Consider the following 25,112-nt stretch of genomic DNA (forward strand, 5'->3'; position numbering starts at 1 on the left):
TAATAAGTTAGCAGTTTATAAACCACCTATAAAACTAGAGTAAACCCATGTTTTTTAAGCAATTTAAAAGAGCGCGGCATTGTAATGAGAGCGTTTTAGAATGCAATAAAGAATAAAAAACAAACAACAGTCTATTGGCAAGATAACCATACAGGGTGTTTACAATCCATGACACTCATTAGCTGCTTGAATAGTCTCTGCGATCTGGGTACATTGAGTAATTAGTGTTCAGGAGGGTAATGCTATGAAGTCGATTTTATATGCGCTTGTTTTGAGTGCTTTTTTAGTTGGATGTAAAAGTACAAAACAACAACCAACGCCACCACCGAGTGTAGCCAGCTTACTCAACACCACACATTTTAAACACGTTGAACTTAGCGACCCTGAACTCTTTACACTCCCTGCAGATGAGCAACAGCGTTTTCTTGATTATTTTACCGCGCGTCAAGGGGGTGATTTAAGAGACGACCAAATCCTGTATAGCTACTTAGAAAGTAAACTCACTAACTTTAATTACTTTAGCGCTACGCTCAATGCCCAGCAGACTCTTCAAGGTCATCAGGGTAACTGTATCAGCTTAGCAATCTTAACCCATGCCTATGCCCAACTAGCAGGACTTAAAACCAGCTTTCAAGCTGTGTCGAGTGAACCGGTTTACAGTAAACAAAGTAACATCGTGTATGTGTCAGGCCATTTTCGCACCAAAGTCTACGCGCCTTTAAATGAGGACGGTAATTACTTGGTTCCACCAGGTACAGTCATCGATTACTTTCCAGCACGTGGCAGTTTTTACTCTGGTCGAGCTGAACTAAAAGACTTGATCAGCCGTTATTATAGTAACTTGGCCGCAAAAGCGCTGGCCTTGAAAGAATTCGATTTAAGCTACAGCTATATCTTAAAAGCCAATGAATACACCCCAAATGCGGCATCACTTTATAATTTAGCCGCCGTATTACATCGCCAAGCGGGTGATTTAGCAGGGGCAAAACATATTTATCAAACAGCAATGCAGCATGGCTTTAAAGATACTAATTTACTACATAATTACGCAGTATTGGCCGAGCAACTGAATGATCAGGTTTTGGCAGAGCAGCTCAATTCAGAATTGGCGATGCTTGAGCAAGATCCGTTCGAGTTACTGGCAACGGCAATTAACGCCCGTAACAATGGCCAACTTTACAAGGCGAAACAACAGCTCGAAGATGCCATTGCATTAGCCCCTTATTTATCTGAACCCTATATCGAATTAGCGATTATTAGTTATCAGCAAGGAAATGAAAAAAGCACTAAGGAGTGGCTAGAAAAAGCCATTGAGATAGAAAATAAAGACGAAAAACTGGCGCTGTATCACGCCAAGCTTTTCGCCTTAACTGATCAACACTAGGCTATAACGAGTAATAGAAGCTTAGCCAAGCCCGTAAATCATTTTCGAAGTCGTCTCCTTCTACCCGGGCGACGCCAAAATCAATATTTACATCGTTCAAACCAGCGGGCCCCATACCAAAGCTAAAGTCACCTTGCCACTTGAGACCATAACTTTGTGCATAGACTCGGTTATCAACTTGATGTTGCTGGTAATAAAGCCAAGGTAATGAATCTTTGTAACTAATGCCCCCGCCATACCCTTTATAGCGGTTACCTGCTTGACTAATAAACGGCAGCTCAGGAGCAACAACAAAGCCACTTTGCGTGTCATTATTAATTAAGTTTGACTCATAACCGCCAAGCGCAAGGGTACTGTCATCGCGATATTGCTGTGCAAAATTAACATAAACAGGAATATCAAAAGCATAACCGCTCAATACGGTGGCAAAGTTATAGCCCTGCCAATTATTCGAGTTGGCATCACCGGATAGCCACTGAGCACTCACAGACTGAGCAAAACCGTATCGCTGTCTATCATGTTGCCATTTTTGTTCAAGTCCAAGGGTTAACCATTGATCATCCCCCTTACTAAAATCACTGTAGTTATAGCTCAAACTCGGTGTAATACTAAGCTGCTGAAACTGCAACGGGTAGCTCATGGCTAGATGCGCCCCCGTGTTACTTATGTTCACCGGTATTTGTGAATGGTACTGTTTTGCTGATTCAAGGTCGTAATCAAATAACAGCGCTTTAAATTTTAAATCAAACGCTGAGTACTTAGCGGCCGTGAACACCCCTTCCAATGCTTTGTCATGTAAATCAACACTGTAGCCTGCTTGTAAATCAAGCTGCTTTAAAAAGTCGTTACTTTTGACCCCAAGGGTAAGCAGCGAAGATGATGCCGAGTAATACTGAGATGCCAATGAAAAGGTGGGTTTTTGCTGCCAAATATCATAATCGGCTGGCTCAGTTGGGCTTTGCGGGTAGATTTTAGCCTCAGGTAATACTTCGCTCGTTACCTGACCTCGTGGTGGCTCCGCACTTTTAGCAAATTCAACAACCTCTAATCCTTGTGGTTGCTCAATAAAATGCTTGATATTCGGCCCTTCAGCTGTGATCGATAAATACAAAAGTTCACCATTATTCATTGCCATTGGGTGTGCAACAGCTTCTTGGCCTTGCGTTAATTGTCGTAGTGAATTGCTTTGTATATCATAATGATATAAATCGAGAGCGGCATTTTTACCGGCAACAAAATAAAGCCCTTTGCCATTGGCTTGCCAATTAGGTTGTGACACATACTGATAACCATCAGGCATAGGCACTGCTATTGATTGCTGAGAGTTTACATCTTGTATATACAACTGCCAATTAGCATTCAATGTCGCTTTTAAATAGGCAAGTTGTGTTTTATTAGGGCTTAGTAATGGATAGTCATAAACCGTTTCTAGGCTTTTCTCAAATAAAGGCGTAGCGACACCCGTATTGAGGTCAAGGCGCACTAGCTCCGAGAAACCATGCTTCGTTTGCTCAGCATAAACCGTTTGCCCGTTATCACTGATACTAAAGCGGCGCAGCCCTGCATGATGGGTCAAAGCGCTCACTTTACCTGTGTCGATATCATAACGGTATAAATCAGAAATACCTTGAATGGAGCCTTTAGCAACAGTTGTTGTGGCGGTGAAAAACAATGTATTTTCATCTAACCACTGCGGGTTTTTTATACCCTGCCTATTAATTTGGTGAAGCACATGTTTTTGCTTTCGTTTAAAAACACTGGGGGCTTTATCAGCAATATCAGCAGGGTCATCATCGAGTAATGCTTGTTGCTGCTTTGCAAAATCATCGGCAGCCTGTTGATTGTCATCAGTGCTATAAATAACTAAACGGGTTTCGTCATCTTTGTTGCGCTCAACAATGGCAAGCTTACTGTTATCTAAACTTAAAACAGGGTTCGAAGCGTATAGATCAAGCTCCAACCAAAGCTTACTTGTAAGTGCTTGCTCACTTACCTCTTTAGCCATTGCTTTATAAGTATATTCTGCAATAAAACGGCGGTAGAGGCGTTCAGGTGAATCGCCAAATACTCCGCTAAAGGCCTCATTAAAATCACGCGCTTTAACCGCTTGCATGCGCGTCCAAACTGCATCAAGAGTTTGCGCTGAATAGTTCTCTTCAAGCCAAGCAAGAAAACGAGAACCCATTAAATACGCCATTGAGCCAGCTAAATAACCCCCTTCGGTACTACTTAATTGGCTATATCGTGGCAGTGCGCCTTGCTGTGCAAATTCAACCAGTATTGCCTCTGAAAGGTTATCGTATAAACGACCCCGCCCTGTCATTTTCGACTCAAGCAGCGTTGCATAACCTTCAGCAGCCCAGCGCGGCATTTCGCCTTCAACTAAGTCGTAAATATCCCAACTATTACGAATAGCTTGGCGCACGTCACTTCGAGTAGGCTGAGCAAGGTGCACCAAATGAATATATTCGTGCAAAATTAATAACTGCTGCCAACCATCGGTGTTAGAAATCACCGTGTCGGATTGTGGAGGCGTAGTAAACAAAGCCATTAAAGGCTTGTTAGTCACCGGCAAAGCAAAGCCATTGGAGGCGTTAAATGGGTCAAAAACCAGAACATCGACCACTTCATCAAGAGCACGATTTTGCTGTTTTAGTACCTTATCGCGAACAATTTCAAGCTCTGTTGCCGCTGAACGGGCCCATTGCTGATTCTCAGTACTAAAATTCACATTAAAGTGCTCGGTATGAATAGTTTGCCAAGTCTCTTGGCTTGAAGCGTGGCTAGCAGCAAGTAGTGCCACAGTTAACAGAGCTTTTTTCATCACAATCCTTGATTAGCAAGTTGCTTAATTTAAGGGCTAGTATGCGATGCTTTTTTAAAAGGCTGAAGTTAAAAAGTGTAAGAAATTACTCGATTTTAAGTGGGCGAACCAAGCCTAGTAATTGATAAATAATAAAAATAGTCACAGCAAACATCAGGCTACTTCTTAATGCACCGAGCCCCGCAATGACTAAAGCTGCGGTTACGAGTAAAGCAATTGCTGTAACGGCAACACTCACACATAAGCCCTTACACTCCTGCTGCGAACGTGCATAACAAAGTAAGGCAACAACACCTGAAATAGCTAAAATAGGTAGTAAATAAATCATTGCGCACCCGTGATTATTGACGTTGCGCTAGTATACCTCGATATTAAAATGAGTCAATGATATTGAGAATTATTTTCATTTAAAACCAGTTCCGCTCAACACCTTCTATTTCATATAGGGCGAAATCAGCAAACTGCTCAGCCAGCTCTGCTTTTAAGTAAGGCATTGATACAGAACCAGAAGCCAGTTGTATATACAAGCTTTTAAGCTGTGAACGACGCATTAAATAAGTGCTTATTGTGGTGACACTTTGCGCCTTATAGATTTCAAAAACACGATACTGAACACCCAGCATGCCAGTTTTAAATACGGCAAAAAAACGGCCGTCATGTTGATACAAAGCTACACCCGTTTTTTGATAACTCAAAAACACACCGATCATCAAAACTAAGCCCACGACAATGCTCCACAGGATTGTAGCTGCATCAAATAAGGCATTGAAAATTAAAGCAGAAAATACAGTAGGTAGGATTACATATAAAAACGTATTTTTATAAAGTAAAGCTCGCTCAGGCTTAATAAAGTTAAGCTCTGTTAAATCAACAAACCATGGAAATAACCAGCCACACACGGCTTGTACTTGCTCTTTAGTGATTACTGGCATCACTAACGTTTGTTTATTTTTATGAGCCGCAACCCCAGCAGCCACACCCCCACTGCTCACTTGCGGGCAAATTAAGGTATAGCGATTAAGGAGCCTAGCAATAATATTTTGTTTGATTTGCACACTTTGAATTTTCGACACGCTGATCGAGAGTTGCTGGCGCTCAAATAAACCTGCCACACGCTTAAACTTATCGTCTTGAAAATACAGTTGAAAGTTAAAAAAGCGCACCAAAGCCATAACAACTGAAAGTAAAATGGCACATAAAACAATAGCAACAACCATGATTAAAACAGCGATTGCAGCGGCACTACCAACGAACGCGGCTTGCTCAATCAGCATTGCCTCTAGGCGGTTTATGATGGTTTTTTCGAGGTACTCAAAAATCATATTCATAAATGGGGCAAGCGCGGCCAATGCCAATATTGCCATGTTCGACATCAAGCCAAATTTAGCAATTTCAGCATTGCTGATCGTTAAGGTTTGCGGCGTGTCTGTTGCTTCGCTTTGCTCAATAGACGGCTGCTCTTGCTGCTGTAACTGAGCCTTAAACGCCATAACTTGTTCGCGCACTTGCTCGGCATAACTAAGCTTTACACCTGGGATCACCGCTTCTTGAGCACTACTACCGGCGGCATCGAAAATACAATTAACCAAGTTAACCGGCTGAAAATAAAAAGGTTCGGCTATGTTGACGTTCTGTACTCGAGCAAATTTAAGGGTTAGCCGCTCTTTTTTGAATACCCCTTTATTGAGCAGTATTTCGTGACCATCTGTTATGCAGTATTTAAAATTACGATAATAAGCAAAGGCGTACAGCACTAAAACTAACGAGGCTACAGCAGCGGCTATTTGCCCCCAAAACAGCTTTTGCTCAACTTGCGTGACAAATAACACCAAAATTGGCAGTAAATTAAGCAGCCCATCTTTTATAAAGCGCAGTGCAAAGTGCACAATAAAATACAGTAGCGCCCATGGCGATACCCGTTGCCATTGTTGATCACTCATCGGCAAGCTCATTTTCTGGAATGAGTGCATTATCACCATAACTTTGCACGAACTGGCGGACATCATTGCATTGCTCGTCAGTTAAGCCGCTGATATGTAAATCAGCACTCATGCCACCCGCACTGTAAAGTCTGAGTGTCGCAAGTCCTAACTTTCGCTCAATTGGACCGCGATGAATTTCGGTGTGTTGCACGCGAGAAATAGGCAATAAGGTGGTTTGTTGCCAAATTAAACCCCGCTTAAACGCAATATCATGCTCTCTCACTGCAACGCCTTTGGCACGTACACTGTAGAGGTTGTAGATCATCGACAGTATTATCAACAACGGCAAAACCAGCAGCCAAGGTGTGGCAATAGCTTGGCTAACGGCAGGATTAAAGTGCCGAACAGCAATAATCACGGCCATTAGAGGTACATAAAACAACAACCAATTTAGTTGTACATGCCATATCGCATTATCTGCAAGTGGTTGGAATTGAATCGTTTGATGCTTTGGAAGGGTTTCTATTTGTTGATTACTAAACACGGTAATTCCTTGTAAAGGCCAGCGGCGCCGGCCTTACGTGCTAACACTGAGTTATAAATTATACCCAGCGTAGTTTTGTTGCAAGTGTATGGCTTGCTCCAGGTGCAAGTTCAACACTATCATCAAGGACATTAGCCGCTTCTAAACACAGCATGACGTGGTATTCGTCATCAGCAAAATTAGAAAGGCGTTTTGACTTATCAATCCATGGATTCCAAAGAACACACGAAGTTGAATTTTCACGGCCTACTTCAATAATGCCATCAGGTGTAATGATACGTTGAGTATCTTTTGCTTCGGTGTAAACCATGTCTGTTTCACGTGCGAACGACACTAACTCATTTTGCTCAAAAGGACCTTCAGCAAATTCAATGTATTTCGCGCCTTGCAGACCATCTACTTTTGTTTCTTCAATGGCTGGCGTTGGGAAATAGGTGTGCAGTGCTTGAGTGAACTGTACAGTTTGGTTATCTAAGTTTGTAGTTGTTAAACGTAGTTCTAAACCAGAGGTTAAAATAAACTCTGCTAACAGCTTAGTTTTATAAGGCCAATATTTTTCATCAACTTGCGTCATCGGCAATGACAAGCTGATATAAATCGAATCGTCTTGTTCTTTCACTTCTTCTGCGCGCCATAAACTTGTGCGAGCAACACCATGAGCTGGCCAGCCTTCATGTTGACTTACCCCGAACCATGGCCAACAAATAGGAATACCACCTCGCACACCTTTGCCTTCTTGGTAATCTTCTAATTCTGAGACCCATAATAATGGCTTTTTATCGGTTGGCGTGAACTCAGTGATCTGCGCACCTTGCAGAAAAATAGTTGCGCTACAAAACTCACTGGCAACTTTAATAAATTCAAGCCCGGTTTCACTTTGCTCAATCGTAACAGATGGCGATAACTTCATAATTCGTCCCATTTAATGAAAGAAAAATCCACCTTACCCAATGCAGTGGCTTTTAGTAAATAATATTTAGTTATTTGTATTAATTGTTTTACTACAAAGTGATGGTGTCACCTCGTAGTAGCATTTTAAGTGTTAACAACAATTACTCCATCTAATTTTTAAATTTTAGCTTTTAATTTCTACTCTAACTAACTAAAGAACAGAACAACACCCACTATGGCCGGAAATTATAAGCCACATAGTTGTTATTTATTTGAACTCAATTTATTAGATGTGTAATATTTTGCGATTGCGGTTGTTCCACACCGCCTTTTTTAAGAGACATCAACATGCAAAAGTATGACGAGCTATTAGTATCGCTGCGCAAAGTGATCAGAGCTATCGACCTTCATTCAAAACAGCTCAACAAAACCTCGGGCTTAACAGGTCCACAACTGCTCATTATGAATGAAGTTGCACAAACCGATGGCATTACCGCCAGTCGCATTGCACAAAATGTAAACTTAAGTCCTGCGACGGTGACCAATATCTTAGATCGAATCGAAAGCCGCGAACTTGTGACTAGAGTGCGTAGCCAGCTTGATAAGCGTCGCGTTAGTTTGCACCTCACTGAGCGGGGTAAACAATTACTCGAACAGGCACCTCAACCGCTACAAGAGCACTTCATTGAAAAGTTCTCTGCACTTGAAGAATGGGAGCAAAGTTTACTGCTGTCCTCTATGCAACGAATTGCTGCCATGATGGACGCAGATCAACTTGATGCGTCACCGTTACTTGAAGTCGGTGCAATCACCAAGACCTTTGAACCATAGAAAAAATTAAAACTGATTGATTAATATTAAATTTCTTTGACTACCCTTGGGTTCACCATGAATATCATCTATGCTAGTTAGTACCCATTCCAAACTAGCGATAATTCATGCTTAAACTATCAAAGTTAGCCCTCGCAATAGCCTTGGGCACAACTTCAAGTCTTAGTCAGGCATCTGAAATTGATGACCTTCAAAAGCAGCTGCAATTACTGAAACAGCAAATGCAGCAACTGCAAACCAAACTTGATGCTGCAGAGAAAAAATCTCAGCAACAAGCCGAGAAACAAGCGCAAATTGATGCCCAAGTTGCTAAGCAACAAAAGCAACTTGAGCAACAAACTGCAGCTGTTGAAGCACCTAAGAAAGAGTCCGGAATTAAAATCGGAGGTGCTGTCCGTACTAATTACAGTTATACATCCTATGACGATGGTAATAAAAATCGCGGTGGTGACTTCGATTTTGACATCTTTAGGTTAAATTTTGCGGGCGATGTTGGTGATGTGCAGCTCAACGCTGAAATTCGTTTTTTCGATTACATGACTGCAGTTAAATATGCTTATGCCGCCTATGATTTTGCCGAAGACTGGCAAGTACAGGCAGGTATTACCAAAGTGCCTTTTGGTAACTGGCCATATAATTCGCACAACTACTTCTTTGGCACCACTTACTATGTTGGCCTTGAAGATGATCATGATCTAGGTGTGCTATTTAAACGAAAAATTGCCGATAACTGGCAACTTGACCTTGGCTTTTTCAAAAACGATGAGCTCGGTGGCGTAGATGGTTATGTGGATGACAGAAGCGACCGCTATTCTTATGACGTTGTAGGTTTCCGCTCAGCTGATGAGGGCATTTATGCCGAACCAACTAATGCCATTGGAGAATACAACACCTTCTCTGGTCGTTATGGCTATCACTTTGAACATGACGGCGGTACCACCGAACTCGGTGTATCTGCGTTATCAGGTGGCTTGCATGATGGCGAAGATAAAGCTGGCGATTACTACGCCTGGGCTGTGCACTTAAATAGCACAATAGGTGCATGGAATTTCCAACTACAGCACGGCGAGTATAACTACGATATCGACAACGTTGATCGTATGGCTGTAGGTGCTTATGCGTTTTACGACAGTATTGCCGCAGAAGCGACCATGACTAATGCCAATATTGCTTACAGCCTCCCTGTAGAGTGGGGCCCGGTAACTAACCTGCAATTTTACAATGACTACGGCATTATTTATGACAAGTCAGATGATAGTGCTGATACTTGGATGAATGTAACCGGTGTATCGGTTGCTGCAGGCGGTTTATTCACTTACTTTGATTTTGTACAAGCGAAAAACCAACCATTTGTTGGGGGTTCAGTTGCTGGCGACAGTGACGAGACTGAAACCCGCTTCAATATCAATATAGGTTATTACTTTTAGTAACCCTATTGCTCCATACACCTATTTAGCCCAGCCTTGCGCTGGGCTATTTGTCACACCTCAAACCAGTTGCAAATGCAAACGAAAACTATTGCCATTTAGTTGACTGGCAGCTAGTATCCTTTTCCTTTTTAAATTACCTAAAAAGGTGACTTTTGGAACGCTATTACGCTGAAGTTTTAAATTACATTTCACGCTCCGTTGGCTGTAAAGAAAAGGCGCAAAACATTGTACAAGAAGCCTACTTAAGGATACTGAATCATAAGAAAAACAATCCAAATCATGATTCAACCCAGCAGCGTGCTCTATTTTTTACTACAGCAAAAAACATTGTTATTGATCAGTATCGTAAAAAGCGAAAAGTAACCGAAGAGGCTGAACTAGATCTTATTGCTCCCGCTGACTTTGAGCCAGAATCAAAACTCGCGGCACAACAACAACTCAAGCAACTTTACCAATGCATTGAACAGCTGCCGCAAAAAACAAAACAAGCCTTTGTACTTTATAAGTTTAAAAATCTTAGCCAACATCAAATTGCATCGCAAATGAACATTTCTGTTAGTATGGTTGAAAAGCACCTAGCAACAGCCATGATGTTATGCCGTGAAACACTGAATAGAAAATAGGAAAGTATACAATGGACCGTCAGCAAACATTATTGCAAGAGCAAGCAAATAAGTGGCTAGAACAGCAAAAGTGTGGCTTTACTACAGAGCAAGAAGAGCAATTTCAGTACTGGCTTTCACTAAACCCTGATCACAAGACTATTTTCGAAGAAAGTAAACAAATAGACGGCTTGTTAGCACAGTTTTCAGAACAAGAAATTGAGAACCTATCTACATCAAAAGTCTTTCGCTTTTCACAAGCAAATGTATGGATGGCAACAGCAGCATGCTTAGCGATATTCATGATAAGCCTGATCAGTTTCACATTGTTGCCCCATACTGAAAGCAGCGATTACAGTGCTCAATATAGCTCAGCAATCGGTGAGCAGCTTAAAGTAAACCTACCAGAAGGCTCTAAGCTATATTTAGATGCACAAACAAACCTAAACATTAATTTTAATGAGCACATTCGCTCTAATACCTTAGTAAAAGGGCGAGCCTTATTTGATGTCACGACAAACCCCAAGCGACCATTTATCGTCAATACAGATACCACTAAAATAACCGTGTTAGGTACTAAGTTTACAGTCGATAAAAAACCATTAAACACACGCATTCGCGTCTCGCATGGTAGAGTCAAGGTTCAAAGTAATCAGCATATCGTTGAACTAATACAAGGTCAGCAAGCTTATGTTAATGAGCAAGGTATCTCTGTTGAAAATATCAACCCAACTCTTATTGATGCATGGCAACATGGGCGACTAATTTTTGACAACACACCTCTCAATGAAGTTTTTGTAGAGTTCAACCGATACCATGACAGAGAATTTAAATTTGCCAGCAATGAATTGAGCCAACTACCTTTGTCTGGAACATTTAATGCCTCAGAATTGGATAATTTTTTAAAATTATTACCCCATGTAGTTCCTGTTGAAATAAAAACAGAAAAAGATCAGATAATTATAAACAAACTATAATTTATAAAATTTTTATTGAGGGATTCTCATTCTCATTCGTTTTCATTTTAGTTAGTTAATTACTTGGATGTAAATGAATGAAAACCCCTTACTCTTTAACCACTAAATTATCACCTTTGGCATTTGCACTTGGGTTAGCCCTAAGCGCTCCCCTTGCCGCTCAAGATAGAGCGGTATTTACTTTTAACATTGCTGAGCAATCATTAAGTAACTCACTTAACCAGCTAGCACAGCAAGCGAACATGAACCTTATTGCTGATGCAAAAATATTAGAAGGTATTGTCGCTCCTTCAATACATGGCCAAAAATCAGTATATGATGCTTTAGAAGTCGCTCTTAAGAATACAGCTATTCGAGCAGAAGTAATCGATAACAGTATTGTTATAAAGTCGACCAATTCAAAAAACTCAACCTCTTCTACTACCGATAAAGACAGCGCTGTCTCTAATGATTTAACAGAAAAACAAAAAGATATAGAAGTTATCGTAGTAAAAGGTACGCAATTAAAAATAACTCGAGAAGAGATGGACCGCACAAGCGGCCTTTCAAACTCTGATATTTTTTCAACTTTTTCAGGAATTGAGGCGAATAATATTCGTAACGAAGCAGGTGCATTAGACGTGGGCATCCGAGGCGTACAGGGTGAAGGCCGAGTTCCCATTTTTATTGATGGTAGCTTACAGTCTACTCACACTAACCGCGGTTATATGGGCACCTCTGATCGCACTTACATTGACTCAGACCTGATCAGTACAGTGAATGTCGAAAAAGGCCCTACGGCAAAAGCCTCACCATTTAGCGCAGGCGCTATCGGTGGCACAGTCAGTATGAGCACTTTAAATCCTGCTGATATTTTAAAGGAAGGTCAAAATTTAGGCGCATTAGTAAAACTAAAAACATACAACAACAACTCCATGCCAAAAGTAAGTGATGACCCTGTAGAGCAAGAGTATTACCAAGTAGCGCCAAGCCATAACAGTACAGACTTTGAAAACGGGTCAATGGTTCTAGCTACAGCTTATAAAAATGATGACTTCAGCGCAGTATTTGCTTTTAGTGACAAAAAGGTCGGCAACTACTTTGCTGGTAGTAATGGTTATGAAGATTTTGTTGAAGTTGTTGAGGGTTGGCTGAGTACTTTTGAAATTCACCCTCCGGTATCACCTGGCGCAGAAGTCGTTAATACGAGCTTTGAAAGTGAATCTTACTTAGCTAAATTTAGTTATGAGTTTACCGATGAACACACTCTCGAAGTCAATACCCGCCATCATCAACAAGCCGCTGGGGAAATGCTCGCTTCTTATTGGCACAAATATAAAGAAGGTGATTACCGCCGCCTACCTGACGGCACATGGGAAGAAATTCCTGCAGGTGAAGAGGCAATGCCACAATGGCAACTTGGTACAGCGCATGTAAATAGTATCAGTGCTATTTACCACTACTTACCAACGAACAACTCGCTTATCGATTTGAAAGTGAACCTTTGGAACACGCATGCTAAATTAGATCAATACAATGCATTGGCAAGCAACCTAGGTTCAAACGCATTACAATATACCCACCAGTATGCAAATACTCGTTCAGGCTTTAGTGCTTATAATGTATCAAGCTTTAAAATTGCCAGCCAGATCCCTACAACCTTAACCACTGGCTATGCGTGGCAGTCTGAAGAATTAAAACCAAAAGAAGGTTATGAAGACACCTTCTATACAAAATACCCTACATCACGTGATGGTAAGCGAACCTCAAATAGTTTTTTTGCTAATGCGCAATTAGATTTTAATGACTTAGAACTTCTATTAAACATGAACCTTCATGATGCCAAAATTGAAGACCGCCAAGCTGAATTAGAGCATGACTTTGATGCTAAACTAGATTTAACCTTGCAAGCTTCATATCTTCTGATTGGCAACACATTTGTATCTGCTAAGTATAGTAAGGCATATCGAATGCCGAGTTTATACGAGGGAACCGTTTCTAATGAGGTGTTTTCTTTCTCACCCGGCTACCCAATTACTCCTGAGCGAACAAATTCATACGAATTGAATATTGAAAGTACATTTAGTGACATCATCGCAACCAATGATAACTTTACTTTCAATTTCAGCCTATTCCACACTGAAATAAAAGATATGCTTGCTACGGCGAACCTACCCAACAAGGATCCTGAAGCGTATTCTTGGCAACGCACCTATGCATTTACAAACTATGACTCATTCACCCTTCCCGGTATCGAGTTAAAACTAGATTATAAAAGTCAGTACCTCTATGCATCGGCATTAATGATCAATTACCAAGACGTAGAGATGTGTTCAAATGAATTGGCAGATATTGGCGGTGCTGAACGTTGTAATAGTGAAGGCTTTTTAGGCAGTTTAACCCCGTTGCGAATTCCTCCAGAAAAGAGTTACATCGTCAATATCGGTGCAACCTTGTTTGATGATTCATTAGATACAGGTTTTATTTATAAAAAGCATACCGATAAGCGCCACCCTGGCGGCTTCTTATCATCAACAGGTGTTGATGCACTTGAGTATATCCCATCTGGTTATCAATTAGATTTTTACCTTGATTACACGTTCAACGAAAGCCTGAGTGGCTATACATCTGTTACTAATCTAACTGACCAATATAAAGTTTCAACGGGTTCTATTGTCGCCATGCCCGAGCCAGGAAAGACCATTACTCTTGGCCTAGAAATCAAACTTTAAGTTCTTATTTTACCTTATACATTGCAGCGATCATTTTTCACTGCAATGTGCTTTATCTATGGAGTAAACATGTCTCTTACCATTACTGAACATTCGCGATCTCAAGCACTAAAAACAGCAACGACTGATGTGCACAATAATGTCGATAAAAGCATCATGGCCCAAAACCCATTTGCCGATACAAGCAGCTATCTATTATTTTTAAGTTTACAGTACAACTTCTTGAAAGATGTCAGTGCATTATACGAACACCCAGAACTTGCTAAGCATATAAATGATCTAATCGCACGTCGTCGCTTGTCTTTATTAGAACAGGACTTTCAAGACCTGAAATACGCATTACCAGAAACCCCTTTAGAACCTTCTATCACCCATGAGACAGATTTTGCTACCGCTTTAGGTTGGCTCTATGTTGTTGAGGGCTCAAAAGTTGGAGCTGCTATGCTTGGTAAGCAAGTAGAGGCACAGCTAAACTTCGATGCTAACCATGGCGCTCGATATTTGAAAGGACCTGGAGCAGGTCGAGGAAGTGCATGGCGAGAACTCACACAACTAATAGACACGTTAGAGCTAACACAAGCCCAAGAAGCTGCCCTAATTGAAGGTGCTCGCCAAGCCTTTACACGTTTTCAACAATTTCAAAGCCAAGTGTATTCATGAAATTTAACCTTCGACTAATAAGGTACAAACAAACCACACTAAAACTAAGTGGGTTTACTTTAGTAGCTCTAGGAGTTGTAGGTATGGCTTTGCCTATTATGCCAACAACGATTTTTTTTATACTTGCCCTAGTGTGCTTTAGTCATGCTTCACCAACACATGCAAAGCAGTTACTTAACCACCCTCGCTTTGGATTAACATTGCGTTTATGGCAAGAAAACAAAGTAATACCTGTCAAAGCAAAGCTCATGGCAGTAACGTGTATATGTTTTAGTTTCTCATTATTAGCCTTAGCAGAACCCGCTCTATGGCTGGTTTTCATGATTGGTTTTATAAAGATTCTTATTGTGACATATATCCTTACACGACCATCAAGTATCGCTTAGTACATGCTATAAAGCATGTTGGAACTAAACTTAACAGTCAAACACCTCCATGCTTTTTTACTTTTTAATAATGTAGCTTTGGAGTATTGATAAAACGTTACAAACACAAAACAAAGAATATTCAGGTCCGATCTGTACCTTTAGCAAAAACATTTTCTGGATATAGAAATGAAAATCATTATTATACACTCCCATTCTGAGCCGAGTTTGTTGATAAAAACTGCATAGCAGCTTTATCAAACTATCACTTAGGAAGTATGGGTATTCACCCTATGACAACATCAACTACCCCGTGCATTTACTTTATAGACGTTGCTGAGGACCCTATTCATGCCAATACTCGAGCTACTTTCTCGAGCTGAAAAGCTAAAACAAGCGATAAGCATCATAACCGATGATATTGATCATCATTCATTAGCGCTAGCGCCTAGTGCTGATTTAGATAACTATAAAAGGTTTTTAACCTTACAGTATGCTTACCAGTTAGAATTAAAAGGCCTCTACGAGCATGCTGGTTTACATCAATATATAGATAACTTACATGATCGTACGCGATTATCTTTAATCAAGCAGGACTTAGACGATTTAAAGCACCCATTACCAAATCATCAACAGTACCCCTGCCGCTTTCAAAATGCCGACTTTGCCTATGTACTTGGTTGGCTATATGTTATTGAAGGGTCGCAATTTTCAGCGACAACATTAGGCAAACAAGTTGAAGCTGAGCTAAAGTTAAATAACCAACGTGGTGCTCGTTATCTAGCTAAAGCCAGTGAATGTAATAAGGGCTGTCAACTAAGCCATCTTATTGATAACCTTGAACTCAGTGATGAGCAACAGGCCACCTTGATAGAGGGTGCTGAGCAAGCACAACAACGATTTAAGTTTTATCAGGCTCAATTTTATTGATGAATGTGAGAGCGGCGTTTACCGCCTATAAAAATGGCTGCTATCAATTACTCGGGTTATTGATGGTGGGTTTAGGTATCATAGGCATTGCACTGCCTGTGATGCCGACGACTATCTTTTTTATCTTGGCATTGGCCTGTTTTACCCGCTCATCGCCCAAGCTGTCTGCGTGGTTGCTCAACCATCCTAGATACGGCCAGCCTCTGAGGTTCTGGCAAGAGCATAAGGTTGTACCTACCCGAGCCAAGTTCTTAGCGGGTTTTGGGATGGCAATCGGGTATGTTTTTTTACTGCAAAGTGCCGCGCCAATTTGGGTGATGTATCTTGTGGCAGTGATTGAGTTAAGCGTGTTAGCGTATTTAATTAATCGCCCTTCTGCACCAAATAAACCAACCCTTATTCAAGTTAATTTAACCACGCAGATGCGCTTAATGTTGCTTGCTTGTTTAGTCAGTTCACAACTCGCAGTAATGGCGTATCTCGCTTTTCATTTCTAGCACAAAGAAATGTAAAGAACGTAAACTCGCTTGTTATCGTTAATACAAATCATTATCATATTTGTATCTTTAACGGAATAAACCGCATTATGTTCTCATTTAACAAGCGCAACTTTTACAGCGTTAGCCGTGCATTACACATTTATTTTTCAACGGCCCTGTTCTTTTTACTTATTTTATTTTGTGTCAGCGGCATCATTCTTAATCACGTTAGTTGGCTCGAAAATGATAAACATAATGGTCAAAACCAACAGCTTGTTTCTGCTGCGCTATTCGAAAAAGCACAAGCAAACCTCGACACGTTACCAAACCTTTATCCTGAAATAGAGCAGTACATGCAGCAGCAATTTTCACTCAGTAATGTGAAGAGTATTGAGTGGGAAAAAGAAGATGCCTTGGTAATGCTCGACTACCCACTTCCGGCAGGCTTTGCCTATGCAGAAATCGATTTTCAAACCGGTGAACTGAATATTGATTATCAAACAGGGGGCTTTATGAGTCTGATTGGCGACTTACACAAAGGCCGCCATACAGGAGAAGCATGGAGCTGGGTCATTGATATTTCAGCTTTTTTGATGATTCTGTTTGCCATCACCGGATTAATTATTCTCTTTCAAAACCGTAAAAAACGTGCCGCAGGTCTTTGGTTAACCCTCCTCGGAGTTGCCACGCCTTTGGTCATTTATCTAGTTTGGGTGCCTCAACTTAAAGGAGTATCTTAATGAAACAAGCCCACTTACTCGTCGCTCTACTAATTAGCTGTTTATTCAGCCCTCTGAGCTTTGCAAAAGACGCCAACCTCACTGTTGAGTTCACTTTACCTGAACTAGATGTTTCCCCATATCATCGCCCTTATGTGGCGCTATGGCTAGAAACACCTGAGCGTAAACACGTTACTACGATTGCACTTTGGGTTGAGAAAGCAGAGTGGTTTAAAGACTTACGTCAGTGGTGGCGAAAAGCCGGTCGTAGCAACGACAACTTTGATGGTGTTACAGGTGCAACAAAACGCCCTGGTACTTACACCATTGAGTGGCAAGGTAAAGATTTAAAGGGCAACCCAGTTAAACCTGGCAGCTACCTACTTAATGTTGAAGTTGTACGTGAAGAAGGTGGTCGAGATTACACCCGCGTTGAAATCGACTTAACGAAAGACGGCAAAGTCACTATTAAAGGCGAAAAAGAGTTCGCGACTAGCTTTGTTACCATTACCAGTCATTAAGGAAAAACAATGAAATTAAAATTATTAAAAACAGCGCTGATCGGCGCTGTGACCTTCACCGCGCTTGCATCTGGCTATGCACAAGCACATGCTCGTTGGTTAATGCCATCTCACACTTCTTTATCAGGTGAGAAAACTCACTATGTGATGATCGATGCCAGTATTTCAAATGAGTTGTTTAGCCCAGATAAAGCATACCGCCCGAAAGAAAAAGGCGCTGAGTATGACGACAACCTATTAATTGCTCTTGCTCCAGATGGTAAACCGGTTGAAGAAACAATTCGTGCATACTACTTAAAACGCAAAAATTCTGCGGCAGTAAGTTTAACGCAAGACGGTACTTACCATATTGCTATGCAGCAAAAGCCAATGCTAATGACTTTCTATAAAGATAAAGACGGCAATCGCGGTCGTGTGTTCGCAGGTAAAAAAGAAGCAGACCTACCAGCAGGTGCAACTGAGGTACGTACTGTAAAATCAATCGCAACAGTTGATACTTTTGTCAGCCGTAATGGCACTTCTAAGCCAACATTACTTGGTCAAGGCCTAGAAATTTCTGGCCCTACTCACCCGAACGATCTATTTGCTGGTGAAGAAGCTAAGTTCCAATTATTAATGGATGGCAAACCAGCCGCTGACGTTGAGCTTGCTATTGTTCGTGGTAGTGCTCGCTACCGTAATGAACGCGACGAAGTGAAAGTAACAACCGACAAAAAAGGCTTCTTTACGGTGACTTTCGCTCACGCCGATATGTATCTAATTGAAGCATCTGTTGATCAAAAACCAACAGAAGCCGATATCGATAACGTACGCTACTCATTATTCACAACGCTTGAAGTAGCGCCTGAATAATACAGCTGATTAGGCCTCAATAAAGGCCTAATTCGACTTTCGAGGAAGGCTGTAGTCAACCGTATGATCGCAGCTACCGTCTTTCTCGCAATCATTAATCCCATCACCATCGACATCCCAGCTTGGGTGCATGCCTTTTAATGTACTTTTTACGACGCTGATATCGGCAGTAAATTCACTTTGCTCCTCACGGCGCGCGGCATTGCGCATCAAAAATACCCGAATCACATAATCGCCATTATCAGGAATTGTAAGCTCAGCATGATCACCTTTTGCTGGGCCAACAAACAAAGCGGTTGGGTTGCCTTTCGGTAAAATATTAAAGTAGTTGCTAGAGTTTGAAGGTGTAAAATCAACCGATAAGATAGCGCCTTTATTAAGGTTAATTTGATATTCCAGCATCTCATAACCTTTAATTGTGTCTTTAACTTGCCAGCTTTGCTGCACCGCAATATCTGATGCTAACAACGCATAATGACGACTATTTGGTAAATTTTGTTCGGCAAACACCAAGCTACTCGTAACCACCGAAAAACAAAACCCTATTAATAACAACAGCTTCATATTCAACCTCCTTTTAAATTCTTTTTTAAAGAATGATAAACGCTAATTTTACAATTTTTAATTCTTTTAAAGTGAATTTATAGTTACTCCATCGCAGACACACTGCTTAACTAAACAGGATACCTACTATGAAACTTTTTACTTTAATCTCAGCTCAACCACACTTACAAAATATTAGCACTTTATTGGCACGTATTGGTTTATCGGCCATCTTTTTACTAACCGGCTTTAGCAAAATAGAATTCTTTGATGCAACTGCTCAATACATGAGCAGTGTCGGTTTACCAGAGTTCTTACTGCCGTTTGTGATTGCCTTTGAAATTGTTGGCGGATTATTTATTTTACTGGGCTTTTTAACACAACTAACCGCTGTCGCCTTTGCTGGTTTCAGCCTAGTGAGTGCTTTGTTATTCCACTTTCAACTTGATGATCAAATGCAGTTTTTAATGTTCTACAAAAACATTGCAATGGCAGGCGGCTTTTTAGCATTGGCCAGTGTCGGTGCAGGCAAAATCAGCCTAGATCAACTAGTGTTAAAACGTAGTCAGGCATAACATTTATCCCAGCCAATAACCTAGGTTGTTGGCTGAATTTGTTTTTAAGGGGCGCAAATATGGCAACGTTATTAACAGCAACCAGCCACGATATTGGTGGGCTCGATGTAAAACGCATCTTGCCGCATTTTGACAAAAAAATGGTTGGCCCATTTATCTTTTTTGACCACATGGGGCCGAATCACTTTCCTCGCGGTGAAGGCATAAATGTGAGGCCCCACCCTCATATTGGCCTGTCAACGCTCACTTATTTATTTACTGGCAGTATTTACCATCGCGATTCACTAGGTAATAGCCTGCAAATAGAGCCCGGTGATGTAAACTGGATGACCGCAGGTCGCGGGATAGTGCACTCAGAAAGAGAAAGCCTTGAAGTACGGGCGAGCGAGCACGACATTAATGGCCTGCAATGCTGGGTTGCTTTACCTGAGAGCATGACCGAAATAGCACCACGCTTTGAGCATATCAAAAAACATCAGCTGCCTGAGAAAATCGAAAAGGGCGTGCTGATGCGACTCATTGTCGGTGATGCCTATGGTTTAAGCTCCCCGGTGAAAAACTACTCACCGATGTTTTATGTAGATACGGTAGCCGAGCAAGGTAGCCATATTACTAAACCGCATCCTCATCATGAAACCGCCGTGTATGTTATTTATGGTGAAATTAGTGTGGGTGATACTCGCTATACCCAAGGCGACTTTGTGCTACTTGATGACAGCGAACACGAAATAACGACACTGGTGCACAGCCGCTTTATTTTACTTGGTGGCAGTAAATTTAATAAAGTCCCGTATTTACACTGGAATTTTGTCGCTTACAGCAAAGAGCGCATCGAGCAAGCAAAACAAGATTGGCAAGCACAGCGCTTTGCAAGCATTCCTGGTGATGAGCTTGAGTATATTGAGTTGCCCACTGCTAAAAAGTAAACTTTTTCAGCATTTACAGGTACTATTAGGCAGTTAAGTAAGCAAAGGAACATCATGCTAAGAATTACGCTAGAACAGTGGCGCATGTTTCGTGCTGTTGTTGAATTTGGAGGCTTTAACCAGGCCTCACAAGGCATTCATAAAAGCCAATCGAGTATTCATAATGCGGTTGGTAAAATTGAATCTGCACTCAATGTAAAATTATTCAGCATTCAAGGCCGCAAAACCGTGCTCACTGAAGCCGGCGAAATGATGCTACGCCGCGCCAATTACTTACTCGATGAAGCCGCTAAGGTTGAGGCCATTGGGCAAACCTTGGGTGAAGGTATCGAAAGTAAGTTACGCATTGCCGTTGATGCTATTTTCCCACAACAATTGCTTTATAAAGTACTTAACGACACGTCATCGCAATACCCGCAACTGCGTATTGAGTTGCATGAGTCTGTACTGATGGGGGGCAATGAACTGCTTGAAAACGATCAGGTTGATATTGCCATTACCGGCTTTCCAATTGCGGCAAACTTTCACGAAGAGTTATGTGATATCGAGTTTATTGCTGTAGCACACCCAGATCACCCTTTGCATGCGATAGAGCGTGAAATTACCCTCGAAGATTTAAAATCACATCGCCAAATTGTGGTTCGCGATTCAGCGAATAAGCACAAACAAGATGGTGGCTGGTTAGGTGCCGATCAGCGCTGGACCGTCACTCATATGCGCACGTCGATTGATATGATCAGTAATGGACTGGGCTTTGCCTGGTTACCAAAAGTCGCGATAGAAAAACAACTTGCGACTGGGCAAATGAAAGCTCTTAATTTAACCCATAACAGCAGTCGCAGCGCTAAATTACATTTGCTCTTTAAAGACGGTGACAAACTGGGCCCGGCAGCACGCGCATTTCTTGGCGAGTTGCGTTATCAAGTGATGGAAAACCTATAGCTTCAAGGGCGTTTCAGCAATACCTTTAACGCCCGGCTCAAGAATAAACACGCCACCACTGTGCGGGTAATCAGCGAGTACTGAGTCTTCTAGCCCTACTGCCGCAGTTGTCACTGCCAGATGCGTGAGCTCTTCACCAACAAATGCGACACTCGTAACACGTGGAGCGGGTAAGCGAATAAACTGCACCTGCTCACCGTTTGGAGCAAAACGATACACGCCATAACCATTCCATGCAGCAACCCAAAGATGATCTTCGCTATCAACGGTCATGCCATCAGGAAAACCCATATTATCAGTAAAGCGAATAAACTCGTGCTTATCAGCAAGCTCGCCATGTTCATTCAGAGTAAAGCGGTAGATTGTTTGTTTATCTGAGTCTGTAGAATATAGAAACTGGCCATTTTTACTTACCGCGGGGCCATTGCTAATCGTGTAGTCATGATCAACTGCTGTTGGAGCCTGACCATGACCAAAACGGTATAACTTGCCACTATTGGTTTGCTCTTGAGAGTCCATTGAGCCGAAAAAGCCAAAGCCTTGGCGAGACGTTTTGCCATCGTTTAAGCGGTTTTGTGAGGGTTCGTGATCAATTGCATAAAGTAGTTCGCGACTAAAGTCTTCGCTATTTAGCTTATAAACGCCTTTGGCAAAACCTGCGACTAACTCTGCTTGCTCGGTTTCCATCACCCAACAAATTGGTTCTGGCATGGTAAACTGGCTAACGCGCATTGATTGGCAATGCAAACGAAACAAACGCTGCCCTAAAATATCGACCCAAAATAAACAGTTATGCGCCTTTGCAAAATAGGCACCTTCACCTAATTGGCATTGACTAGAAATGATTACTTTAATGGTGTCATCGAGCATAGGCTTCATTACACAAACAGCTGAACTATCCTCATTCTATCTGTGTATGAAAATAAGTGCTAGGCCAGATAAACCAGCAACCAGTAAGATGATGCCGCGAATGGCCTTTTCGTTGAGGTTATTGTTGATCACAAACGACAAGCCCCAGCCAATTAAAATTGCGGGTAAGCAGAAAAAGAACAACTTCACATCAGCCATATCGGCAGAGCCTGTCAGCATCAATACAATAATGCCAAACAGGTTTATAAATACAAAAAAGGCACTCAGGTTTGCTTTAATTTTGTCTTTATTTTCAGCTTGATAGAGTAGCCCCATTGGCGCGCCACCAGCAGAAGTAGTGGTGCCTAAAAAACCCGACGACATTGACGCGAGTAAGCTAGTAATGGTGGAGATTTTCGGTTTCATACCTATGATGGATAATGCCACCACTACCAAAATACTCACACCTAGCAAGAGTTGATACTGCTTAGCATTGACATACCACATTACCATAGCGGCAAGGATAACCCCTACGGCCCCACCAATAATGGAAATGCCAGTCTGTTTCATGTCTATCGCGCCACGGTGTTTAATCATTAACACCGACGTTAAAAACAGCGCATTCAAAATCATTGGCCCAGGCACCAGCTCTGGCATTAGCCAGTAAAGTACAGGCACGCATAACATACCTAAACCAAAGCCAATAACACTTTGCAGGCAAGCGCCAATAATCAGAATTAAATAAACAAGTACAAAGTCGGTCAAACTTTCTTACCACCTTCCTAAGTATGGGATCTGTTGATGATATAACCCATATTTTATTATTATAGTATCATTTGAATTATGTAAAAAATTTTATCGCAAGTTAGTCATTTTGCAATCGTTTCGCAAAATTATGTCCAACCGGCATCCACGATCAGTGATTGTGCAGTCATCATGCAGCTATCATCTGCGGCCAAAAACAATGCCGCGTTTACCACATGGTCAGGTTGAATTGTTTCGTTAATACACTGACTTAAACGCACATCTTCAATCATTTCTGGGGTTAGCCAATGAGTAATTTGGCGCTCTGTCATCACCCACCCCGGAACCAGTGAATTTACACGAATATTGTCTTTACCATATGAAGCAGCTAATGAACGGGTTAAACCTTCAATCCCCGCTTTCGCTGTTGTGTAGGCTGGCATGCCTGTTTGCTTAATACGCCAGCTTACCGACCCCATATTGATAATGCTACCACCGCCTAAACGCTGCATGTGTTCAACCACAGCTTGCGATGAGAAAAAACACGGGCGCAAGTTAACTGCAAACTTGTCTTCCCAATATTTCACATCCATATTTTCAGCGGCATGGCGAGTGTCATCGGCTGCATTATTAATTAACACACCAATGTCACCCTGTTGCTGACGCGTTTGCTCTATGGCCGCTTTTAAGGCTTCAACATCACGAATATCACAATGGATAAATTGTGGGTCAAACTCATATTTACCCGCTAATTTTGCGCATAACGCATCGCTTTGCTCGGTTGCAATATCAACAAAGGTGACTTTCGCGCCCTGCTCGCAGAACCGCGTTACCATTACTTCACCAATTCCCGATGCACCGCCAGTAATAAACACACTCTTACCAGCAAGGCTTGGGTAAACTGTTTTTAGCTCGTTTGAATTTGGCATGATAACCTTTTGTTTTAAAGTAATTACAACGTCAAGAAGCGATACTTATTGAGCCGCTTCTTTATCAGCGATTTCTTTTTCAATAAACGCCATTGCTTCATCAATCATGTACGTCATCATGTTTTTAGCACGTTCAGGATCGCCGCTCGCAATCGCGTTATACACTTTAAAGTGCTCTTCAGCGATCGCCTTTTTATTACCCTTAGCAGGTGTAGTATGTTGAATACTTACGTGTAATGCGGTGCGAATAAAATCACGTAATTGATAGAAAAAACGGTTACCACTGGCATGTAAAATTGCCGTGTGGAAGGCAAGGTCTGGCTCATGCATTACGCCTTCTGGCTCTTCTGCTGCCGCTTGCATTTTATCGAGTGCCATTTTAATTTCTGCAATGGCTGCTTGGTCGCCTTTTCTTGCTGCAAGTGCTGCTGCTTGCGGCTCAATCGCCAAGCGCACTTGTAAGAATTCTTTAAGTACGTAAAGCGATGGGCTGCTTTCTAACAACCATTTTAATACGCTTGTATCGTATAAATTCCAGTTATCCGCCGACTCAACACGAATACCTTGTCGTGGACGAGAAGAAATCAGTCCTTTTGCAGCAAGCATTTTCACTGCTTCACGAACAGCTGTGCGGCTAATACCATACACTTCACAAAGTTGTGCTTCGGTTGGTAGCCCCGTTTCAGTGTTATAATCACCAACAATAATTGCTTTACCAAGCTCATTGGTAACTTGTTGTGATAGGTTTAAATTTTCTAAACGCGCCATGTGTGTTCCTCAAAAGATCTGAGTAATATGATACATCTATAAAGCTATTCCGTCATCCTGGAAATAATTGATTAAAATCAACAACAAGCAAAAAACAGCCTAATACAAGTGTCTATATTTCAAACAATACAGTCACCACTTTACCTACAGACTGTCACCTTATTTTAACAAATCTCTTTCACTTACCTTATTTA

The 25,112-nt window shown here is 41.6% G+C and carries 25 protein-coding genes and 1 pseudogene; 16 read left to right on the forward strand and 10 right to left on the reverse strand.

Annotation, left to right across the window (positions count from 1 at the left end; genetic code table 11):
• Positions 1-244 precede the first annotated feature (244 nt).
• The gene (locus tag CWC28_RS12500) at positions 245-1,384 is read left to right on the forward strand and encodes a tetratricopeptide repeat protein (protein ID WP_063700905.1); all 1,140 of its coding nucleotides are present in this window, start codon (positions 245-247) and stop codon (positions 1,382-1,384) included.
• A gap of 1 nt (position 1,385) precedes the next feature.
• Here CWC28_RS12500 and CWC28_RS12505 read toward each other — a convergent pair whose 3' ends face one another.
• The 5 genes from CWC28_RS12505 to CWC28_RS12525 all read right to left on the reverse strand — a co-directional run bounded on the left by CWC28_RS12505 (position 1,386) and on the right by CWC28_RS12525 (position 7,584).
• Entirely contained in the window at positions 1,386-4,208 is a 2,823-nt protein-coding gene (locus CWC28_RS12505) for a TolB family protein (RefSeq protein WP_138625228.1), read from the reverse strand.
• Positions 4,209-4,293: 85 nt separating this feature from the next.
• Positions 4,294-4,536, reverse strand: a complete 243-nt coding sequence (locus CWC28_RS12510; RefSeq protein ID WP_054562962.1) for a hypothetical protein — start codon at positions 4,534-4,536, stop codon at positions 4,294-4,296.
• Positions 4,537-4,615: 79 nt separating this feature from the next.
• Positions 4,616-6,148 (reverse strand): PH domain-containing protein, encoded by a 1,533-nt coding sequence (locus tag CWC28_RS12515; RefSeq protein WP_138625229.1) that lies wholly within the window; start codon positions 6,146-6,148, stop codon positions 4,616-4,618.
• Positions 6,141-6,674 carry a PH domain-containing protein gene (locus CWC28_RS12520; RefSeq protein ID WP_138625230.1) on the reverse strand — a complete coding sequence of 178 codons (534 nt, stop codon included), beginning with the start codon at positions 6,672-6,674 and terminating at the stop codon, positions 6,141-6,143. Before CWC28_RS12520 ends, CWC28_RS12515 begins: the two co-directional genes overlap by 8 nt.
• Before the next feature lie 58 nt (positions 6,675-6,732).
• Entirely contained in the window at positions 6,733-7,584 is an 852-nt protein-coding gene (locus tag CWC28_RS12525; RefSeq protein ID WP_105173877.1) for a D-hexose-6-phosphate mutarotase, read from the reverse strand.
• A gap of 329 nt (positions 7,585-7,913) precedes the next feature.
• Here CWC28_RS12525 and CWC28_RS12530 point away from each other — a divergent pair, with 329 nt between their 5' ends.
• From CWC28_RS12530 to CWC28_RS12585, 12 genes and pseudogenes are all read left to right on the forward strand, one after another.
• Positions 7,914-8,396: a MarR family winged helix-turn-helix transcriptional regulator gene (locus tag CWC28_RS12530; protein WP_063700897.1), complete on the forward strand. Its 483-nt coding sequence runs from the start codon at positions 7,914-7,916 to the stop codon at positions 8,394-8,396.
• Positions 8,397-8,503: 107 nt separating this feature from the next.
• On the forward strand, positions 8,504-9,823 hold the full coding sequence (locus tag CWC28_RS12535) for a porin (RefSeq protein ID WP_138625231.1): 1,320 nt from the start codon (positions 8,504-8,506) through the stop codon (positions 9,821-9,823).
• Between the two features lie 155 nt (positions 9,824-9,978).
• Positions 9,979-10,449 (forward strand): RNA polymerase sigma factor, encoded by a 471-nt coding sequence (locus CWC28_RS12540; protein ID WP_138625232.1) that lies wholly within the window; start codon positions 9,979-9,981, stop codon positions 10,447-10,449.
• A gap of 11 nt (positions 10,450-10,460) precedes the next feature.
• Positions 10,461-11,405 (forward strand): FecR family protein, encoded by a 945-nt coding sequence (locus CWC28_RS12545; RefSeq protein ID WP_105173875.1) that lies wholly within the window; start codon positions 10,461-10,463, stop codon positions 11,403-11,405.
• A 77-nt stretch (positions 11,406-11,482) separates the two neighbouring features.
• Positions 11,483-14,116, forward strand: a complete 2,634-nt coding sequence (locus CWC28_RS12550) for a TonB-dependent receptor plug domain-containing protein (RefSeq protein WP_138625233.1) — start codon at positions 11,483-11,485, stop codon at positions 14,114-14,116.
• A gap of 69 nt (positions 14,117-14,185) precedes the next feature.
• Positions 14,186-14,776, forward strand: a complete 591-nt coding sequence (locus CWC28_RS12555; protein WP_058586045.1) for a biliverdin-producing heme oxygenase — start codon at positions 14,186-14,188, stop codon at positions 14,774-14,776.
• Positions 14,773-15,162, forward strand: coding sequence for a YbaN family protein (locus tag CWC28_RS12560; protein WP_058586044.1), 390 nt, complete (start codon positions 14,773-14,775; stop codon positions 15,160-15,162). Before CWC28_RS12555 ends, CWC28_RS12560 begins: the two co-directional genes overlap by 4 nt.
• 330 nt (positions 15,163-15,492) lie before the next feature.
• Positions 15,493-16,071, forward strand: coding sequence for a biliverdin-producing heme oxygenase (locus CWC28_RS12565; protein ID WP_138625234.1), 579 nt, complete (start codon positions 15,493-15,495; stop codon positions 16,069-16,071).
• Positions 16,071-16,460: pseudogene (locus tag CWC28_RS12570) on the forward strand (YbaN family protein); the annotation flags it as partial. The gene CWC28_RS12565 and the pseudogene CWC28_RS12570, both read left to right, overlap by 1 nt.
• A 197-nt stretch (positions 16,461-16,657) precedes the next feature.
• Positions 16,658-17,290 carry a PepSY-associated TM helix domain-containing protein gene (locus tag CWC28_RS12575; protein ID WP_105180996.1) on the forward strand — a complete coding sequence of 211 codons (633 nt, stop codon included), beginning with the start codon at positions 16,658-16,660 and terminating at the stop codon, positions 17,288-17,290.
• Positions 17,290-17,790 (forward strand): DUF2271 domain-containing protein, encoded by a 501-nt coding sequence (locus CWC28_RS12580; protein ID WP_105173870.1) that lies wholly within the window; start codon positions 17,290-17,292, stop codon positions 17,788-17,790. Before CWC28_RS12575 ends, CWC28_RS12580 begins: the two co-directional genes overlap by 1 nt.
• Before the next feature lie 9 nt (positions 17,791-17,799).
• Positions 17,800-18,642 (forward strand): DUF4198 domain-containing protein, encoded by an 843-nt coding sequence (locus CWC28_RS12585; RefSeq protein ID WP_063700888.1) that lies wholly within the window; start codon positions 17,800-17,802, stop codon positions 18,640-18,642.
• A 27-nt stretch (positions 18,643-18,669) separates the two neighbouring features.
• Here the strand turns inward: CWC28_RS12585 and CWC28_RS12590 are convergent, their stop codons facing one another.
• A complete protein-coding gene (locus CWC28_RS12590) occupies positions 18,670-19,206 on the reverse strand; it encodes a hypothetical protein (protein WP_105173869.1) in 537 nt (178 codons plus the stop codon).
• A gap of 128 nt (positions 19,207-19,334) precedes the next feature.
• Between CWC28_RS12590 and CWC28_RS12595 the strand changes: the two genes are divergently transcribed.
• The 3 genes from CWC28_RS12595 to CWC28_RS12605 are packed head-to-tail and all read left to right on the forward strand — an operon-like array spanning position 19,335 to position 21,628.
• Positions 19,335-19,760, forward strand: a complete 426-nt coding sequence (locus CWC28_RS12595) for a DoxX family protein (RefSeq protein WP_105173868.1) — start codon at positions 19,335-19,337, stop codon at positions 19,758-19,760.
• 59 nt (positions 19,761-19,819) lie between these two features.
• Positions 19,820-20,686 carry a pirin family protein gene (locus CWC28_RS12600; protein WP_063700876.1) on the forward strand — a complete coding sequence of 289 codons (867 nt, stop codon included), beginning with the start codon at positions 19,820-19,822 and terminating at the stop codon, positions 20,684-20,686.
• 54 nt (positions 20,687-20,740) lie between these two features.
• Complete coding sequence (locus CWC28_RS12605; RefSeq protein ID WP_063700873.1) at positions 20,741-21,628, forward strand: LysR family transcriptional regulator; 888 nt, start codon at positions 20,741-20,743, stop codon at positions 21,626-21,628.
• Here CWC28_RS12605 and CWC28_RS12610 read toward each other — a convergent pair.
• The 4 genes from CWC28_RS12610 to CWC28_RS12625 form a co-directional block, all read right to left on the reverse strand.
• Entirely contained in the window at positions 21,623-22,507 is an 885-nt protein-coding gene (locus tag CWC28_RS12610) for an SMP-30/gluconolactonase/LRE family protein (protein ID WP_233999109.1), read from the reverse strand. The genes CWC28_RS12605 and CWC28_RS12610 overlap by 6 nt on opposite strands.
• A gap of 27 nt (positions 22,508-22,534) precedes the next feature.
• Positions 22,535-23,242, reverse strand: coding sequence for a sulfite exporter TauE/SafE family protein (locus CWC28_RS12615; RefSeq protein WP_063700871.1), 708 nt, complete (start codon positions 23,240-23,242; stop codon positions 22,535-22,537).
• A gap of 128 nt (positions 23,243-23,370) precedes the next feature.
• The gene (locus tag CWC28_RS12620; RefSeq protein WP_105173867.1) at positions 23,371-24,150 is read right to left on the reverse strand and encodes an SDR family NAD(P)-dependent oxidoreductase; all 780 of its coding nucleotides are present in this window, start codon (positions 24,148-24,150) and stop codon (positions 23,371-23,373) included.
• 45 nt (positions 24,151-24,195) lie between these two features.
• Positions 24,196-24,918: a FadR/GntR family transcriptional regulator gene (locus CWC28_RS12625; RefSeq protein WP_063700866.1), complete on the reverse strand. Its 723-nt coding sequence runs from the start codon at positions 24,916-24,918 to the stop codon at positions 24,196-24,198.
• Between the last annotated feature and the right edge of the window lie 194 nt (positions 24,919-25,112).

The sequence above is a fragment of the Pseudoalteromonas sp. S4492 genome (assembly GCF_005886115.1).
GTDB classification, from domain to species: domain Bacteria; phylum Pseudomonadota; class Gammaproteobacteria; order Enterobacterales; family Alteromonadaceae; genus Pseudoalteromonas; species Pseudoalteromonas gelatinilytica.

What these genes read in the sequence shown, in the direction of transcription:
- CWC28_RS12500 (WP_063700905.1), top strand. Translation starts at nt 245, where the DNA reads ATGAAGTCGATTTTATATGCGCTTGTTTTGAGTGCTTTTTTAGTTGGA.
- CWC28_RS12505 (WP_138625228.1), bottom strand. Translation starts at nt 4,208, where the DNA reads ATGAAAAAAGCTCTGTTAACTGTGGCACTACTTGCTGCTAGCCACGCT.
- CWC28_RS12510 (WP_054562962.1), bottom strand. Translation starts at nt 4,536, where the DNA reads ATGATTTATTTACTACCTATTTTAGCTATTTCAGGTGTTGTTGCCTTA.
- CWC28_RS12515 (WP_138625229.1), bottom strand. Translation starts at nt 6,148, where the DNA reads ATGAGTGATCAACAATGGCAACGGGTATCGCCATGGGCGCTACTGTAT.
- CWC28_RS12525 (WP_105173877.1), bottom strand. Translation starts at nt 7,584, where the DNA reads ATGAAGTTATCGCCATCTGTTACGATTGAGCAAAGTGAAACCGGGCTT.
- CWC28_RS12530 (WP_063700897.1), top strand. Translation starts at nt 7,914, where the DNA reads ATGCAAAAGTATGACGAGCTATTAGTATCGCTGCGCAAAGTGATCAGA.
- CWC28_RS12535 (WP_138625231.1), top strand. Translation starts at nt 8,504, where the DNA reads ATGCTTAAACTATCAAAGTTAGCCCTCGCAATAGCCTTGGGCACAACT.
- CWC28_RS12545 (WP_105173875.1), top strand. Translation starts at nt 10,461, where the DNA reads ATGGACCGTCAGCAAACATTATTGCAAGAGCAAGCAAATAAGTGGCTA.
- CWC28_RS12550 (WP_138625233.1), top strand. Translation starts at nt 11,483, where the DNA reads ATGAAAACCCCTTACTCTTTAACCACTAAATTATCACCTTTGGCATTT.
- CWC28_RS12555 (WP_058586045.1), top strand. Translation starts at nt 14,186, where the DNA reads ATGTCTCTTACCATTACTGAACATTCGCGATCTCAAGCACTAAAAACA.
- CWC28_RS12560 (WP_058586044.1), top strand. Translation starts at nt 14,773, where the DNA reads ATGAAATTTAACCTTCGACTAATAAGGTACAAACAAACCACACTAAAA.
- CWC28_RS12565 (WP_138625234.1), top strand. Translation starts at nt 15,493, where the DNA reads ATGCCAATACTCGAGCTACTTTCTCGAGCTGAAAAGCTAAAACAAGCG.
- CWC28_RS12575 (WP_105180996.1), top strand. Translation starts at nt 16,658, where the DNA reads ATGTTCTCATTTAACAAGCGCAACTTTTACAGCGTTAGCCGTGCATTA.
- CWC28_RS12580 (WP_105173870.1), top strand. Translation starts at nt 17,290, where the DNA reads ATGAAACAAGCCCACTTACTCGTCGCTCTACTAATTAGCTGTTTATTC.
- CWC28_RS12585 (WP_063700888.1), top strand. Translation starts at nt 17,800, where the DNA reads ATGAAATTAAAATTATTAAAAACAGCGCTGATCGGCGCTGTGACCTTC.
- CWC28_RS12590 (WP_105173869.1), bottom strand. Translation starts at nt 19,206, where the DNA reads ATGAAGCTGTTGTTATTAATAGGGTTTTGTTTTTCGGTGGTTACGAGT.
- CWC28_RS12595 (WP_105173868.1), top strand. Translation starts at nt 19,335, where the DNA reads ATGAAACTTTTTACTTTAATCTCAGCTCAACCACACTTACAAAATATT.
- CWC28_RS12600 (WP_063700876.1), top strand. Translation starts at nt 19,820, where the DNA reads ATGGCAACGTTATTAACAGCAACCAGCCACGATATTGGTGGGCTCGAT.
- CWC28_RS12605 (WP_063700873.1), top strand. Translation starts at nt 20,741, where the DNA reads ATGCTAAGAATTACGCTAGAACAGTGGCGCATGTTTCGTGCTGTTGTT.
- CWC28_RS12610 (WP_233999109.1), bottom strand. Translation starts at nt 22,507, where the DNA reads ATGAAGCCTATGCTCGATGACACCATTAAAGTAATCATTTCTAGTCAA.
- CWC28_RS12620 (WP_105173867.1), bottom strand. Translation starts at nt 24,150, where the DNA reads ATGCCAAATTCAAACGAGCTAAAAACAGTTTACCCAAGCCTTGCTGGT.
- CWC28_RS12625 (WP_063700866.1), bottom strand. Translation starts at nt 24,918, where the DNA reads ATGGCGCGTTTAGAAAATTTAAACCTATCACAACAAGTTACCAATGAG.